The sequence below is a fragment of the Pseudomonas sivasensis genome (assembly GCF_013778505.1).
GTDB classification, from domain to species: Bacteria; Pseudomonadota; Gammaproteobacteria; order Pseudomonadales; family Pseudomonadaceae; genus Aquipseudomonas; species Aquipseudomonas sivasensis.
Genome location: NZ_JAAOWU010000005.1, coordinates 10,393 through 24,955, shown reverse-complemented (window position 1 = coordinate 24,955; position 14,563 = coordinate 10,393). Strand labels below are relative to the sequence as shown.

13 protein-coding genes are annotated in these 14,563 nt (G+C 60.5%); 6 read left to right on the top strand and 7 right to left on the bottom strand.

The genetic code is table 11. From position 1 onward, the window contains the following. Positions 1–16: 16 nt before the first annotated feature. Both G9Q84_RS11045 and G9Q84_RS11040 read right to left on the bottom strand, forming a co-directional pair. On the bottom strand, positions 17–1,201 hold the full coding sequence (locus G9Q84_RS11045; RefSeq protein ID WP_181643423.1) for an MFS transporter: 1,185 nt from the start codon (positions 1,199–1,201) through the stop codon (positions 17–19). Beyond that, positions 1,201–2,223, bottom strand: a complete 1,023-nt coding sequence (locus G9Q84_RS11040) for an alpha/beta hydrolase (protein WP_095184610.1) — start codon at positions 2,221–2,223, stop codon at positions 1,201–1,203. The genes G9Q84_RS11045 and G9Q84_RS11040 overlap by 1 nt, the downstream gene beginning before the upstream one ends. A 165-nt stretch (positions 2,224–2,388) precedes the next feature. On the opposite strand from G9Q84_RS11040, the gene G9Q84_RS11035 reads away from it, so the two are divergent. Continuing rightward, positions 2,389–3,303 carry an AraC family transcriptional regulator gene (locus G9Q84_RS11035; RefSeq protein WP_095184611.1) on the top strand — a complete coding sequence of 305 codons (915 nt, stop codon included), beginning with the start codon at positions 2,389–2,391 and terminating at the stop codon, positions 3,301–3,303. Here the strand turns inward: G9Q84_RS11035 and G9Q84_RS11030 are convergent. Continuing rightward, positions 3,278–3,784, bottom strand: coding sequence for a GAF domain-containing protein (locus G9Q84_RS11030; RefSeq protein WP_095184612.1), 507 nt, complete (start codon positions 3,782–3,784; stop codon positions 3,278–3,280). The two genes, G9Q84_RS11035 and G9Q84_RS11030, sit on opposite strands and share 26 nt — an antisense overlap. 51 nt (positions 3,785–3,835) lie before the next feature. Next, the gene (gene proP, locus G9Q84_RS11025) at positions 3,836–5,338 is read right to left on the bottom strand and encodes a glycine betaine/L-proline transporter ProP (protein ID WP_032885317.1); all 1,503 of its coding nucleotides are present in this window, start codon (positions 5,336–5,338) and stop codon (positions 3,836–3,838) included. A 365-nt stretch (positions 5,339–5,703) separates the two neighbouring features. Between proP and G9Q84_RS11020 the strand changes: the two genes are divergently transcribed. Together G9Q84_RS11020 and G9Q84_RS11015 are read left to right on the top strand one after the other, a co-directional pair. Next, positions 5,704–6,228, top strand: coding sequence for a GNAT family N-acetyltransferase (locus G9Q84_RS11020; protein WP_122765241.1), 525 nt, complete (start codon positions 5,704–5,706; stop codon positions 6,226–6,228). A gap of 143 nt (positions 6,229–6,371) precedes the next feature. Then, positions 6,372–7,775, top strand: a complete 1,404-nt coding sequence (locus G9Q84_RS11015; RefSeq protein ID WP_032885315.1) for an MFS transporter — start codon at positions 6,372–6,374, stop codon at positions 7,773–7,775. 30 nt (positions 7,776–7,805) lie between these two features. Here G9Q84_RS11015 and G9Q84_RS11010 read toward each other — a convergent pair whose 3' ends face one another. Continuing rightward, positions 7,806–8,783, bottom strand: a complete 978-nt coding sequence (locus tag G9Q84_RS11010; RefSeq protein ID WP_181643298.1) for a DMT family transporter — start codon at positions 8,781–8,783, stop codon at positions 7,806–7,808. A 92-nt stretch (positions 8,784–8,875) separates the two neighbouring features. On the opposite strand from G9Q84_RS11010, the gene G9Q84_RS11005 reads away from it, so the two are divergent. Continuing rightward, entirely contained in the window at positions 8,876–9,784 is a 909-nt protein-coding gene (locus G9Q84_RS11005) for a LysR substrate-binding domain-containing protein (RefSeq protein WP_181643297.1), read from the top strand. Positions 9,785–9,817: 33 nt separating this feature from the next. Here G9Q84_RS11005 and G9Q84_RS11000 read toward each other — a convergent pair whose 3' ends face one another. Then, entirely contained in the window at positions 9,818–11,110 is a 1,293-nt protein-coding gene (locus G9Q84_RS11000; protein ID WP_032885313.1) for a PQQ-dependent sugar dehydrogenase, read from the bottom strand. After that, positions 11,107–11,520 (bottom strand): DUF2231 domain-containing protein, encoded by a 414-nt coding sequence (locus tag G9Q84_RS10995; RefSeq protein ID WP_181643296.1) that lies wholly within the window; start codon positions 11,518–11,520, stop codon positions 11,107–11,109. The genes G9Q84_RS11000 and G9Q84_RS10995 overlap by 4 nt, the downstream gene beginning before the upstream one ends. A gap of 172 nt (positions 11,521–11,692) precedes the next feature. Here G9Q84_RS10995 and G9Q84_RS10990 point away from each other — a divergent pair, with 172 nt between their 5' ends. Both G9Q84_RS10990 and G9Q84_RS10985 read left to right on the top strand, forming a co-directional pair. Beyond that, entirely contained in the window at positions 11,693–12,718 is a 1,026-nt protein-coding gene (locus G9Q84_RS10990; RefSeq protein WP_032885311.1) for a UV damage endonuclease UvsE, read from the top strand. 2 nt (positions 12,719–12,720) lie between these two features. Next, entirely contained in the window at positions 12,721–13,491 is a 771-nt protein-coding gene (locus G9Q84_RS10985; protein WP_420875420.1) for a nucleotidyltransferase domain-containing protein, read from the top strand. Positions 13,492–14,563 lie beyond the last annotated feature (1,072 nt).

The window sequence follows — 14,563 nt, the reverse complement described above, 5'->3', positions numbered from 1 at the left end:
GAAAAGATTGAGTGCGTCAGGCTGTGCTCAAGTGTTGTGCGCGAACACTGACGCAGCGTGTTGCCCACGCAAGCAACGCCGCCCCGCACAGCAGCGCCGCACTCAACTCAAACGTCGCCCGATAGCCACTGAAGTCAAACACCACACCGCCCACCGTGGCGCCTGAAGCAATCGCCAACTGGATGATCGCGACCATCAGGCCGCCCCCTGCTTCGGCATCCTTGGGCAGGGTGTTGGCCAGCCACGTCCACCAACCCACGGGGGCGGCGGTCGCGACCAGGCCCCAGAGCCCCAGCAACAGGGTTGTCATCGCCGTCGAGCTGCCGAAGGCGACCAAGGCCAGGGCGATCAACGCCATCAGCAGTGGGATGGCAATCAGCGTGGGATACAGGCTGCGCTTCAAAAAACGCTCGATCAGGAACGTGCCCGCCAGACCGGCCATGCCCAGTACCAGCAGCATCAGCGACAACAGGGACACGCTGACCTGGGTGACGGTTTCCAGGAACGGTCGCAGGTAGGTGAACAGCATGAATTGACCCATGAAAAACACACTGACCGCCAGCATGCCCATGATCACAGGCGGCTGTTTCATCAGGCGCAGTACGTTGGTGGTCTTTGCCTCGCCCTGCGACTTGATCGACGGCAGGCTGATCAGCAGCCACACCACGGCGATCACCGCCACCGGCACCACGCAGAAAAACGCGCCACGCCAGCCGATCATTCCGCCCAGAAAGCTGCCCAGTGGTGCAGCAATCACCGTGGCCAGGGCGTTGCCACCGTTGACCATGGCCAGGGCACGCGGCACTTGATCGTCCGGTACCAGGCGCATGGCGGTGGCGGCCGACAGTGACCAGAACCCGCCGATGGCAACGCCGATCAGCGCTCGCCCCAACATGAAGACCATGTAGTTCGGCGCAAAGGCCACGACCGTTCCGGACACGATCATCAGCAATGTCAGTGCCACCAGCAGGCGCTTGCGATCCACCCGCGCTGCCACGGCGGCAATCACCAGGCTGGTGAGCAAGGCAAACAGCCCTGACACCGAAATGCCCTGGCCGGCCTGGCCTTGAGTGATGTTGAGGTCGGCCGCCAGTGGCGTCAGCAGGCTGACCGGCATGAACTCCGAGGCGACTAATGTAAAGGCCGCCAGGGACATAGCGAGCACCGCGCCCCAGCGCGGTGCATTCGGGTTATTGGGCATCACTTGAGGTTGTTCTTGAAGAAGGTGGTGAGGTGGGCAAACGGAATCAGATTGACCCGGTCGTACAGGTCCACATGCCCCGCGTTCGGGATGATGAGCAATTCCTTCGGTTCGGCCGCACGCTGGTAGGCGTCTTCGCTGAACTCGCGGGAGTGCGCGTTGGCCCCGCTGATCAGCAACAGCGGACGCGGAGAGATCGTCTCGATGTCGTTGAACGGGTAGAAGTTCATGAACTTCACGTTGCTGGTCAGCGTCGGCATGGTGGTGGTCTGCGGCGACGCACCGGCAGGCGTGACCTGGCCACGTGGCGTGCGGTAGAAGTCAAAGAACTCGTCCCCCACCGGATTGCCCGTCAGCTTGAGCGGCGTGCCGCTGGTGTAGAGGGTCTCGCCGCCCTGGAATTCCACATAGCGCTGGTTGGCCGCTTGCAGCAGGATATGCCGGCGCTGTTCCAGGGTGACGCCGTGCTTGAGGCCGTTGCGGTTGGCCGCGCCCATGTCGTACATGCTGACGGTGGCGATGGCCTTGAGGCGGGGGTCGATCTTCGCCGCCGCGATGACGAAGCTGCCGCTGCCACAGATACCGATCACGCCAATGCGTTCACGGTCGACCATCTGCCGGGTGCCGAGGAAGTCCACGGCGGCGCTGAAGTCCTCGGTGTAGAGGTCGGGCAGCACCGCGTTTCGCGGTGTGCCGGCGCTGTCGCCCCAGAACGACAGGTCCAGAGAGAGTGTGACGAAGCCCTGTTCGGCCATTTTGGTGGCGTACAGGTTCGCGCTCTGTTCTTTGACGGCACCCATCGGGTGACCGACGATAATCGCGGGGCTTTTAGCACCCGAGCTCAGGTTTTTCGGCACGAACAGGTTGCCGGCAACCTGCAGGCCGTATTGGTTGTTGAAGGTGACCTTTTCGACCGTCACCTTGTCGCTTGTGTAGAAGTTGTCAGCACTGTTGGACATATCGGCTCCCAGAGCAGTTAAAGACGTCACCAGCAAACCAAGGGCAAGCAAGAGGCGTTTCATGGGCGGATCCTTGAAAGGGTTGGTCCGCACATTTTCCCGGTGTGGCGGCGGCGTCTGTAGTGCGTTCCGATGGATTACTTGCCTGATGCTCTGAGTCTGGGGGGTTACGGGGGACGCCGTGGACTGCGCGGGGTAGAGTTCGCGGATCAACAAAAAGGGCAGGTTATGAAGAACAATCTGGACGCGCTGGTCCACGCTATTGCATCGCGCATCGCTGCGCCTGGGGACTGCCCCATGCCGATCCCGGGCCTGGGGTTCTATCGGCGTGAGCAGCCGTGCACGCCGGTGGTGTGCATGGTCGAACCGAGCATTGTGCTGGTGGCCCAGGGGCAGAAGCAGCTGTGGGTGGGCGGCGAGGGGTATCCGTATGACACGTCACGCTTCCTGGTGACATCGCTGGACATTCCTGCCAATTCCGAAGTGCTGCAGGCGAGCCCCACGCGGCCGTGCCTGGGGCTGACCTTTAAGCTGGACCTGCGCATATTGGCCGAGCTGATCGCCCAGAGTGAGCTGCCGCCCAAGCGCGAGCGTTCAGTGCTCAAAGGGGTCGGCATCGGGGTTGTCACCGACGGCATGCTGGCGTCGTTTGCGCGGCTGGTGGCGTTGCTCGATGAGCCCGAGGCGATCCCGGTACTCGCACCACTGATCCAGCGCGAGATCCACTACCGCTTATTGCAAAGCGACCAGGCTGGACGACTGCGGCAGATTTGTTCAGTGGACGGGCAGGGCTACCGTATCGCCAAGGCGATTGACTGGCTCAAACTCAATTACGACGCAGTGCTGCGCGTGGAAGACTTGGCGGCGCGGGTGCAGATGAGCGCGGCCACGTTCCATCATCACTTTCGCCAACTCACGGCGATGAGTCCGTTGCAGTATCAGAAGTGGCTGCGTTTGAACGAGGCGCGCCGGTTGATGCTTAACGAGCATCAGGATGTCTCCAGTGCGGCGTTCAAAGTGGGCTATGAAAGCCCGTCGCAGTTCAGCCGCGAATACAGCCGGCTGTTTGGCGTGCCGCCCAAGCGCGACATCGCCGGGTTACGCGGCAAGCCGAAATTTAACGATCATTCTGTGTCAAGTTAGCGAAAAAGATGCAGCCAATCAGTCGGGCAAACAGGCTCAGGGTTTCCGGCAGGTTGGGGTCATCAAACAGCATCGCTTGTGAATCCAAGGCACACAGCGCGCCGAACAAGCGGCCATCTGGCAGGAAAATCGGCGCGCCGGCGTAGCTTTCGATAGCGAACTGCTTGACTACCGGGCGTGAAGCGAAGCGGCCGTTTGCGCTGACCTGCGGGATGAACAAGGTCTGTGGATTAATGCAGAACTCGCTGCACAGGGTGGTTTCCAGGTTAAGCACGTCATCCACATTGATCCCCATTTCCATAGGGTCGTGGACCGAGCAGACCACCCATTCCAGGTCGGTGAACTTGGCGATGCCGGCAAAGCGCATCCCGGTCAGGCGGGTGACCAACTGCAGAATGCTGGTGGTGGCTTCTATTTCGGCGATGGCGGCGCGTTCGTCTGCGCTCAGTAGCGAATGTGCTGCGGTGAAGCTGGGAAGCATGCTGAGCTCTCCAAAGGCGTGGTGGCCGGGGCCACCACGCACGGTCAAGTCTTAATTAATTCGCGGGTGCTGTTGCACCAGATTCTGGCGCTTAGCTTCCAATTCCGCAATTTCGGCGTCGATGTCTTCGATCTTCTGCTCGATATTGTCGTGGTGTTCCTGCAGCAACTCCTTGGCTTCTTCCATGTCCGAAGCTGCCGGTGCCGCGCCACGCAGAGGCTTGTTGGCAGTTTCCTTCATCGTCAGGCCGGTGATCAAACCGACCACGGCAAACACCATCAGGTAGTAGGCGGGCATGAACAGGTCATTGGTGCTTTCCACCAGCCACGCCACGGCCGTCGGTGTTACACCGGCGATCAGTACCGAGACGTTGAACGCACTGGCCAGCGCGCTATAGCGCAGGTGAGTGGGGAACATCGCTGGCAAGGTCGAAGCCATCACGCCGATGAAGAAGTTCAGGATCACAGCGAGGATCAAGAGGCCGGCGAAGATCAGGCCGATCTTGCCGCTGGTGATCAGCATAAATGCCGGGATCGACAGAAACAGCAAGCCAACACTGCCCGCGATGATGAAAGGCTTGCGGCCGATCTTGTCACTGATAAAGCCAATGAACGGTTGCACGAACAGCATGCCGACCATGATCGCGATGATGATCAGCACGCCGCTGTTTTCTTTGTAATGCAGGTTGTGGGACAGGTAGCTCGGCATGTAGGTGAGCAGCATGTAGTACGTCACGTTGGTGGCCGCGACGATACCGATGCAGGTCAGCAGGCTGCGCCAATGCTTGGTGGCGACTTCCTTGAAGGAGACCTTGGGACCGTGGGTCAGGCCTTCGCGGTCGCCTTGTTCGAGCTTGTCCATGTGTTGCTGGAACGCGGGGGTTTCTTCCAGCGCATGGCGCAGATACAGGCCGATGATGCCCAGAGGCAGAGCCAGGAAGAACGGCAGGCGCCAGCCCCACGATTCGAATTCGGCTTCGCCAAGCACGCTGGAGATCAATACCACTACGCCGGCACCGAGCACAAAACCGGCAATCGAGCCGAAGTCCAGCCAACTGCCGAGGAAGCCGCGCTTGCGGTCCGGGGCGTATTCGGCGACGAAGATCGACGCGCCGGTGTATTCACCACCCACCGAGAAACCCTGGGCCATCTTGCACAGCAGCAGCAGGATCGGCGCCCAGATGCCAATGGACGCATAGCCGGGAATCAGGCCGATGGCGAAGGTGCTCAGGGACATGATCACAATGGTGGCGGCGAGGACTTTCTGCCGTCCGTATTTATCGCCCAGCGCGCCGAAGAACAGGCCACCCAGCGGACGAATCAGGAAAGGCACGGAGAACGTACCCAGCGCGGCGATCATTTGTACGCTGGGGGAGGCGTCCGGGAAGAACACTTTACCGAGCACATAGGCGACAAACCCGTAGACACCGAAGTCGAACCATTCCATGGCATTGCCAAGGGCGGCGGCGGTAATTGCTTTGCGCACCTTGGCATCGTCGACGATGGTGATGTCCTTCAACCCGATGGGTTTGACGCTTTTTCTACGTAATTTCATGCGAACCACTCTAAAACAGAACAGGGGTGGTGCTATCACTGCGATAGCACCGCTCTGTCACTTCAGATACAAGCGGACACGAAAAAATTCACCCGTTGCTGTACTTTTTCTCGACTGGCAGCAGATCTACCTGTGAAAAGCGCTATTTCACGACCCCGCTACCCCCTGTAGTGAGCGGGCTTGTCGAATCGTCGCACCGCCCGCGCTGGGCTGCGAAGCAGCCCCAAAACCACACAACCCGGTTTGTCTGGAAAACCGGGTTGGCGTTGATGGGGCTGCTGCGCAGCCCAGCGCGGGACAAGCCCGCTCACCACAAAAGCCCGCTCACCACAAAAAAGAGCGACATCCTTGAGAGAACCACCCCAATGCCCACCTCACGCCTGATCTACCGCCCACCAACACTCGAGGATCTGCCGCGATTGTTCTCGATCTTCGGTGACCCACAGACCAACCGGTTCAATCCTTCCGGTCCCTTGGCAAGCCTTGCCGATGCGCGGCGGTTGCTCGACCACTGGCTCGCACAATGGGCGCGCGACGGTTATGGCTGGTGGGCGATTGCCCGGCGTGAATCCCCAGAGCATCTCATCGGCTTTGGCGGTATCGCACCGCTCAACTACCTCACTGAGCGGCGTATCAACCTCGGCTACCGTTTTGCCGTGGAGGCCTGGGGGCAGGGCTATGCCACTGAGCTTGCCCGCGATGCGCTGGTGCTGGCGTTTGAAACCCTGAACCTGCCCGAAGTGTTCGGGCTGGTTCGGCCCGATCACGCCGCCTCGATCCGCGTGTTGGAAAAGGTGGGCCTGCAGCACATTGGCGTCCTCGACGATGTGCCCGGTCAGGCGCCGAGTCTGGTGTTACGCATTTGTCATCCTACAACTACCTCTCTCTGAAACTTCTCGTAACCACGTAGTCCCTAGACAGGCGGCAATCTTTCAGATTGACACCGCTCATGGGTCTCGATATAAAAGTCGCAGTTGTACGACGACATATGACGTTACATATGTCCTGCCTAACAAAAATAAAAAGTGATGCCATGAATCTGAACGAGCCCATCAGCGCCCAGCGCGTTGGCCAGGCGGTAGGCAACTATCGCTGGACCATCTGTGCGATGTTGTTTTTCGCCACCACCGTCAACTACCTCGACCGCCAGGTGCTCAGCCTGTTGGCACCGCAGCTGTCCACGCAATTTGGCTGGAGCAATACCGATTACGCCAACATCGCGGCGGTGTTCCAGTTCGTGTATGCGATTTCCATGCTGTTTGCTGGGCGCTTTGTCGACAAGATCGGCACCAAGGCCGCTTACGTGGTCGCCATCGCCATTTGGTCCACCGGCGCCGTCATGCATGCGTTCTCGGTGCAGATGGGCGAGGGCATTGCCGCTGTCAGCAGTGCGATTGGGCTGGCGGTGATTCCGGTATCGATTGCCGGGTTCATGCTCTCCCGAGCGGTGCTGGCGATTGGCGAGGCGGGTAATTTTCCGATCGCGATCAAAGCCACTGCCGAATACTTCCCCAAGAAAGAGCGCTCCTTCGCGACCGGCATCTTCAACTCCGGCGCCAACGTCGGCGCGATCCTGGCGCCGATCTGCGTGCCGCTGATTGCTGGCATGTGGGGGTGGGAAGCCGCGTTCATGGTGATCGGCATGCTCGGTTTCCTGTGGGTAGCGGTGTGGGCAGCGGTGTATGAAAAACCCGAGCAGCAAAAACGCCTGTCGGCCGAAGAACTGGCCTATATCCGCAGTGACCAGACCGTACAGCCGTTCACCAAAGCCCCGTCTGGCGCGCCCGAAAAGAAAGTCTCGTGGTTCAAGTTGCTGACCTACCGCCAGACTTGGGCCTTTGCCTTTGGCAAGTTCATGACCGACGGCGTGTGGTGGTTCTTCCTGTTCTGGCTACCGACTTACCTGTCCGCGCAATACGGCATGAAGGGCGCCGATATCGTGATGCCGCTGGCGGTGCTGTACAGCATGACCATGGTCGGCAGCATCGGCGGCGGCTGGTTCCCCAGCTACTTTATGGCGCGCGGCGATGCCCCGTACGACGGCCGTATGAAAGCCATGCTGGTGATCGCGCTGTTCCCGTTGGTGGTGTTGTTGGCGCAGCCCCTGGGCTACATCAGCTTCTGGGTGCCGGTATTGCTGATCGGCGTGGGCGCGTCTGCGCACCAGGCGTGGTCGTGCAACATCTTCACTACCGTGTCCGACATGTTCCCGCAGAAAACCGTGGCCTCGGTGGTCGGTATCGGTGGCATGGCCGGTGGGATCGGCGGTGTGGTGATGACCAAGATCGGCGGGTGGGTGTTTGACTATTACAAGTCAATCAACGACATCCACACCGGCTACATGATCATGTTTGCTATCTGCGCCCTGGCCTACCTGGTGGCGTGGAGCGTGATGAAGACCTTGGTACCGCGTCACAAGGAAATCACCGACCTGTGAAAACCACAGGTCGCGAGGTGCACTTGCGCCTCACACCCGTTCAGCACCCCCGCAGGTGCTGGCGGGGTCTGCCCTGGTCAGGATGATCCGCACCGCCATCACCACACCGGTTAGCACAGCGGCCAAGCCTGCGGTTTCCATCGGCGTTGGCCAGCGCCCGTGAAACCCCAGGCCGAGCAGGGTGGCGAAGAGTGATTCAAGGGCGATCAATTGGCCGCTCAATACCATAGGCAAGCGCTGTGTTGCGGCGTTCCAGGCCCAGGCGCCGACCACGGTCGACATCAGCGCGATGATCAGGCTCCAGGCATACAGCGGCCCAGCGCGGGAGAGCTCAAGGCCCAACGTCGGAAGCTTGAGCAGGCCGAAGCTCTGTATCAGCGGCAGCAACCCCAGTGTGGCGGTGCCTGCACCGAGCAGCATCAACGCGCTCCAGAGTCCAATGCTCGACGCGGGAAGGTGCATCAATTGCTTTTGATTGATCACGCTGAAGCCTATCCACAAGCCAACCGCGCTCAACGAAAACAGCAGCCCCAACCACCAGGAAGCAAGGCTCAATGAAGGCTGGTGCAGGCTGCTCAGATTGGCCAACAACAGCCCCACGGTCAGGCACGTCAACGGCATCGCCAGCCTGCGCCACTGCACGGTTTTGTCCCTGGCGTTGCCGAGCAGAGCCAGCAACACGGGGACCATCCCCACCAGCGTCGGCGTCAGCACCGGGCCGCCGAACATGACTCCCGCAGCGATGCACGCGCCGTATCCCAGGCAGCCCAAGGCGCCGAGCGCTGCGGCGAGGCAGAGCTGGCCAGGCCGCAAAAAACGCAGGTGCGCCCGGCACAGAATCACGCCCAATACACCCAGTGCGCCCGCGATCAAAAAACGCACCACCATCAGGTCGTAGAGGGTGTATTCGCCACTGACGTAAGGCGTGATGAAGTTCAGCGCCCAGCCTAGGGTCGAGATGACCGCCAGGGTTACGCCAACAAATATCGAGCTCTTCGGTAAGGTCATCAGGGTTATCCATCAGGCGAGAGATCCATGGTGCCTAGCCGCGAGGCTGTGCTACAAACGAGTTCTCCGCCCTGAATGCATAACTTCAGATTATGAATACGCTCGGTAAAACCTTGCCGCCTCTTGCCAGCTTGTTGCCCTTTGAAGCAGCAGCGCGCCTGTGCAGTTTCTCCAGGGCGGCGGATGAATTGCACATCACCCAGGCGGCTGTCAGCCGACAGATTCGCGGGCTTGAAGACAACCTCGGGGTGAAGCTGTTTTACCGGCGCAACCGCGCGGTATCCCTTACGCAAGAAGGGCGTGACCTGGCGCGGGTGGTTAGCGACGCATTGCACAGCATCGGTGACAGCGCAGCCCTCTTGCGCGCCGCGCAACGCAGCGACCGGGTGGTGCTGCTCTGCCAACTGTGCGAGGCGTTTTATTGGTTGATGCCGCGTCTGTCGAGTTTCCACCAGCAATACCCGCATCTCGATATCCAGGTCGTGACCTCAACCCGGCCGCTGACGGAGTTCAATGCGCACTTCGACGTTGCTCTGCAAAGTTCGCGGCGACCCAGTGGCCCACATCCCTTGATGTTCACCGCTGCTGACGAAGTGTTCCCGGTGTGCAGCCCGGCCTACTTCGATGCGCGACAACCGGTGTCGCTCACCGAATTACAGTCGGCCACTTTTTTGCACCACAGCTCCCAGCCTCCGCACTTGATGGAGTGGGACAGTTGGTTGCAGGTATTCGGGCAGGCAGTGGCCGCCAATGCGCGCAGTGCCACATTCGACAGTTATCCATTGATGTTGCAGGCAGCGGTGGAAGGGCATGGAGTTGCCATGGGCTGGCGCCGTACGGCAAGCAGGCTGATCGAGAGTGGGGCGCTGGTCAGGCCCTGTGTGGAGAGCGTGCATTTACCCGAGGCGATTTCGATTTATCGTCATCAAGGCGCGGGCGACCGCCTAGAGATCGCGGCGTTGTTGGGCTGGTTGCAGGAGCAATTAAAGGGCGACAGCTGACGGCTGATCAGCTGTCGCACACTCAATGCGCTGTTATTGGTTACGCGTCACGCGCCACACCGTATTGGCCAAGTCATCCGCAATGATCAGCGCACCTTTGGGGTCCACCGTCACGCCCACCGGGCGGCCACGGGTCTTGCCGTCGTCGCCACGGAAGCCGGTGGCGAAGTCAACCGGCTCACCCGCCGGTTTGCCATTGCTGAACGGCACAAAGATCACCTTGTAGCCCACCGGATTCTCGCGGTTCCAACTGCCGTGCTCGCCGACGAACACGCCGTCGGCGAATTTTTCGCCCATGGCCGGGATGGAAAAGTCCACACCAAGTGCCGCCACGTGAGAGCCCAAGCTGTAATCCGGCTTGATCGCAGCAGCGACTTTGGCCGGGTTCTGTGGTTGTGCGCGCGGGTCGACGTTCTGGCCCCAGTAGCTGTAGGGCCAACCGTAGAAGGCACCTTCACGCACCGACGTCAGGTAGTCCGGCACGAGGTCGGGGCCGAGTTCATCGCGTTCGTTTACCACTGTCCACAATTGCCCGGAGTCGGGTTGGATGGTCAGCGCCGTGGGATTGCGCAGCCCGGTCGCGTAGGGCTTGTGCGCGCCGGTGGCGGCGTCGATCTGCCAGACCATGGCGCGGTCGATCTCCACTTCCATGCCGCGTTCGGTGACGTTGCTGTTGGAGCCGATGCCCACGTACAGCTGGCGCCCGTCGGCACTCACGGCCAGGGACTTGGTCCAGTGGTGGTTGATCTGTGCCGGCAGGTCGGTGACTTTGACCGGCGCACCGCTGGCCTTGGTCTGGCCGTCGGTGTAGTCGAAACGCACCAGCGCATCCTGATTGGCGACGTAGAGCTTGCCGTCCGCAAATGCCAGGCCATAGGGCGCGTTGAGGTTGTCGGCGAACACGGTTTTCAGCTCGTAGGTGCCGTCACCGTCGGCATCGCGCAGCAGGGTCAGGCGGTTGCCGCTCTTGACCTTGGTGTTGCCCTCGGCCTTGATCAGGCTGGCGATCACATCCTTGGGCTTGAGCTTGGCCGCACTGCCGCCACGGCCTTCGGCGACGAGGATGTCACCGTTGGGCAGCACCAGGGTCTGGCGGGGGATGGCCAGGTCGGTGGCGATGGCCGTGACGCTGTAGCCTTCGGGCACTTTGGGTTTCTGATCGCCCCATGGCGCGGGCTCGGCGATCTTCATGCTCGGCAGCAGGCTGCTTTGTTGTTCCGGCAATTTGGGATCAGGGCCGCGGGCCTGGGTTTTATCGCCTTCGCCACCGCAGGCGCTTAACAGCAGGGCGGCACTCAACAGGGTCAATGTGCTGGAGGTTTTCATTTCACATCTCCCGAACGCAGGCCGGTCCAGGTCGCTGCCAGCGTCAGCAGCATCACGATCGCCGACAACACCAGGCCGGTCGGCATGGAGGCGTAGGCGTCCTTGGCGTGTTGGAACGCGTTGACCAGACCGAGTATCCAGGTGGCCAACAACAGCAGGACATACCGAGTAGGTTGCCCGGCCTTACGCTCGGCGCGCAGCAGGTTGACCAGTGCAAACAGCAGCGCAAAACCACCGAATACCAACGCACCGGCGATCAGCCAGGAGGCGAAGTTCGCCCACTGGATCTGGTAGGTCTGGGTGTAGGCGATGTCACTGAGCAACGCGCCAAGAAACAGCGGCACGGTGCCGGCGAGCAAGGTCGCATGCAGCGGACCTGGCGTGGGGCGATAGGTGGAGAGGGTAGTCATGGGGGGGCGGCTCCTTTTTATCCAACGCCCCTGGGCGGGGCAGCGCATAGGAAATGAGCGCGGCGCTTGTCAGAAAGTTCAGGGTGATTGGTGTCTAAATATTATGAGCCCGCTGCCAGAGCCCATGCATAAGGCCGTATCATCGTGTACTTTCCTTTCGCCAGGCGCCTCTATGACACACCCTCGCATTGGCTTCGCATGCCAGTACAAGCACCCCGAACGCCTATTGTCGCCCAGCGCCCTCAAGCTGATCGAAGGCCCGTTCAACCCCCGCACGACCACCTTGCGTTGGATGGACGGGGTTACGCCGCAGGTCGCCCGCGAAAAATTGGTCGAAGTGGTCACCCATAATCTGGCAGCGCAATTGCGCCTGTTGGCCTATGTCGCCCAACTGCCGCCAACCTTGCGCATGCTGCGCTTGAGCAGCGACCTGCTGCCGTTCTACAGCCATCCGAAAGTCGCCGACGTCTATAAAGATCCCGCCATCGAGCGCCAATTGATTGAAGGTTTCGCCGCCATCGGCGAGCTGGCGCGTGCCTCGGATATTCGGCTGTCGTTCCACCCTGGCCAATACTGCGTGCTCGGTTCGGAAAACCCCGGCGTGGTTGAAAACAGCCTCGCCGAATTCGAATACCACGCCGACATGATCCGCATGATGGGCTACGGGCGGCAGTTCCAGGACCTTAAGTGCAACGTGCACATCGCCGGACGCCTGGGCGTTGAGGGCACTCGCGCGGTGTGGTCGCGCTTGTCTGAGGTGGCGCGCAACTGCATCACCTTCGAGAACGATGAAAAGACCTACGGGCTCGACCACTGCCTGCAAGTCGCCGATCTGGCGCCGGTGGTGCTCGATATTCACCACTGCTGGATCAACGAAAACGAGTACATCGACCCCAGCAGCGAACGCGTCACTCGCGTGATCGACAGCTGGCGCGGCGTGCGGCCGACCATGCATTACTCCCAGCCCCAGGAAGTCCTCCAGGAACTGGGCTTCGACGCCGAACACAAGTTGGAAATGGACGCGCTGTTGCAGGTGGTCTCCAAGCGTGACCTGTACGCCCACAGCGCGCAGATGTGGAACCGCTGGACCAACAACTACGCGCTGCAGTTTCTGGAGCGCTTCGACATCATGTTGGAATCCAAGGACAAAAACGTGGCAGCGCTGGCGTTTTATGAGCACTGGAAGAGGCAGTCGTGATGATGTCGAACAGCTCGGGTATTGACCCGGATGGCTATATCCTAAGCGTCCCCCACAACCCAATGCAGCCTGAGTTCCAGGCATTGCTTGAGGATGTCTGCGCTTCGCTGTCTCCGGATGATTTGGGGCTGGACAGCCTCTATCTGTACGGCAGTGTCGCAAGGGGAGACGCCACGCCCGGTGTCTCTGACCTGGACCTCACGCTGGTGCTGCGCGAACCGCCCACTGCGCCGCTGCTGGCGCGTCTGGAAGCGATTCGCCGGGCGCTGGAGCAACGGCACCCGCAAGTCATTAAGGTCGATTTTGACATCGGCAGTCGTGGGCAAGTGTTAGCGGCTGACAACAGCAACAGTTGGGGCTTCTGGCTCAAGCACCATTGCCGCTGCCTGTGGGGCAATGATCTTTCCCTGCATTTCGAGCGGTTTCGGCCGTCCCGCGACATTGCCGTGGCGTTGAATGCCGACTTTGAACACGTGCTGGCCGGCTACCTCACGCGTATTGCGCAAGCCGCTACCCAGCAGGACCGATTGCGCTTGCAGCGTGAAGCATCGCGCAAGGTGGTGCGGGCCACGCATGTGTTGCGTTCGCAGGATGCAACAACGTGGCCGCAGACACTTGAAGAGCATGTTGCACTGTTCGTCAGGCGTTATCCGACGATGATCACGCAGGTGGCGTTCTTTCTGTTTGAAGCGCGAAATCCTGAAGCCGAAGTCGACAACTTCACGACCCGGCTGCAGACATTTCTGGGTTGGATGGCCTCGCAACAGCAATAAAGGTGTTGGCCGTGAGGCCGCCACTGCAGCATGGCCATCTCCACACTTTCTAAAGACCAACACATGACCCAGTAGTGAGCGGGCTTGCCCCGCGCTGGGCTGCGAAGCAGCCCCAAAACCTGGCACTGGGTGTTACTAAGAAATCGCGGTGGTCTTATTGGGGCCGCTTCGCAGCCCAGCGCGGGGCAAGCCCGCTCACCACAAGAGCATCGTTTTCTCAGGTTATGTCTTCACCGCAGATGTGTAGATGCCCACGGCCATTGCAGCATGGCCATCTCCATACTTCCTAAAGACCAACACATAACCCTGTGGTGAGCGGGCTTGCCCCGCGCTGGGCTGCGAAGCAGCCCCAAAGCCTACCAACGCGGTTTTACTAAGAAATCACGGCGGTCTTAGTGGGGCCGCTCCGCAGCCCAGCGCGGGGCAAGCCCGCTCACCACAAGAGCGTCGTTTTCTCAGGGTATGTCTTCACCACAGATGTGTAGATGCCCACGGCCATTGCAGCATGGCCATCTCCATACTTCCTAAGACCAACACATAACCCTGTGGTGAGCGGGCTTGCCCCGCGCTGGGCTGCGAAGCAGCCCCAAAACCTGGCAACGCGGTTTTACTAAGAAATCGCGGCGGTCTTTAGTGGGGCCGCTCCGCAGCCCAGCGCGGGGCAAGCCCGCTCACCACAAGAGCGTCGTTTTCTCAGGGTATGTCTTCACCACAGATGTGTAGATGCCCACGGCCATTGCAGCATGGCCATCTCCACACTTCCTAAAGGCTGACACATAACACTTTGTGGTGAGCGGGCTTGCCCCGCGCTGGGCTGCGAAGCAGCCCCAAAACCTGCCAACGCGGTTTTACTAAGAAATCACGGCGGTCTTAGTGGGGCCGCTCCGCAGCCCAGCGCGGGGCAAGCCTGCTCACCACAAGAGCGTCGTTTTGTCTGGTTATGTATTCACCACAGATGTGTAGATGCCCACGGCCATTGCAGCATGGCCATCTCCATACTTCCTAAGACCAACACATAACCCTGTGGTGAGCGGGCTTGCCCCGCGCTGGGCTGCGAAGCAGCCCCAAAACC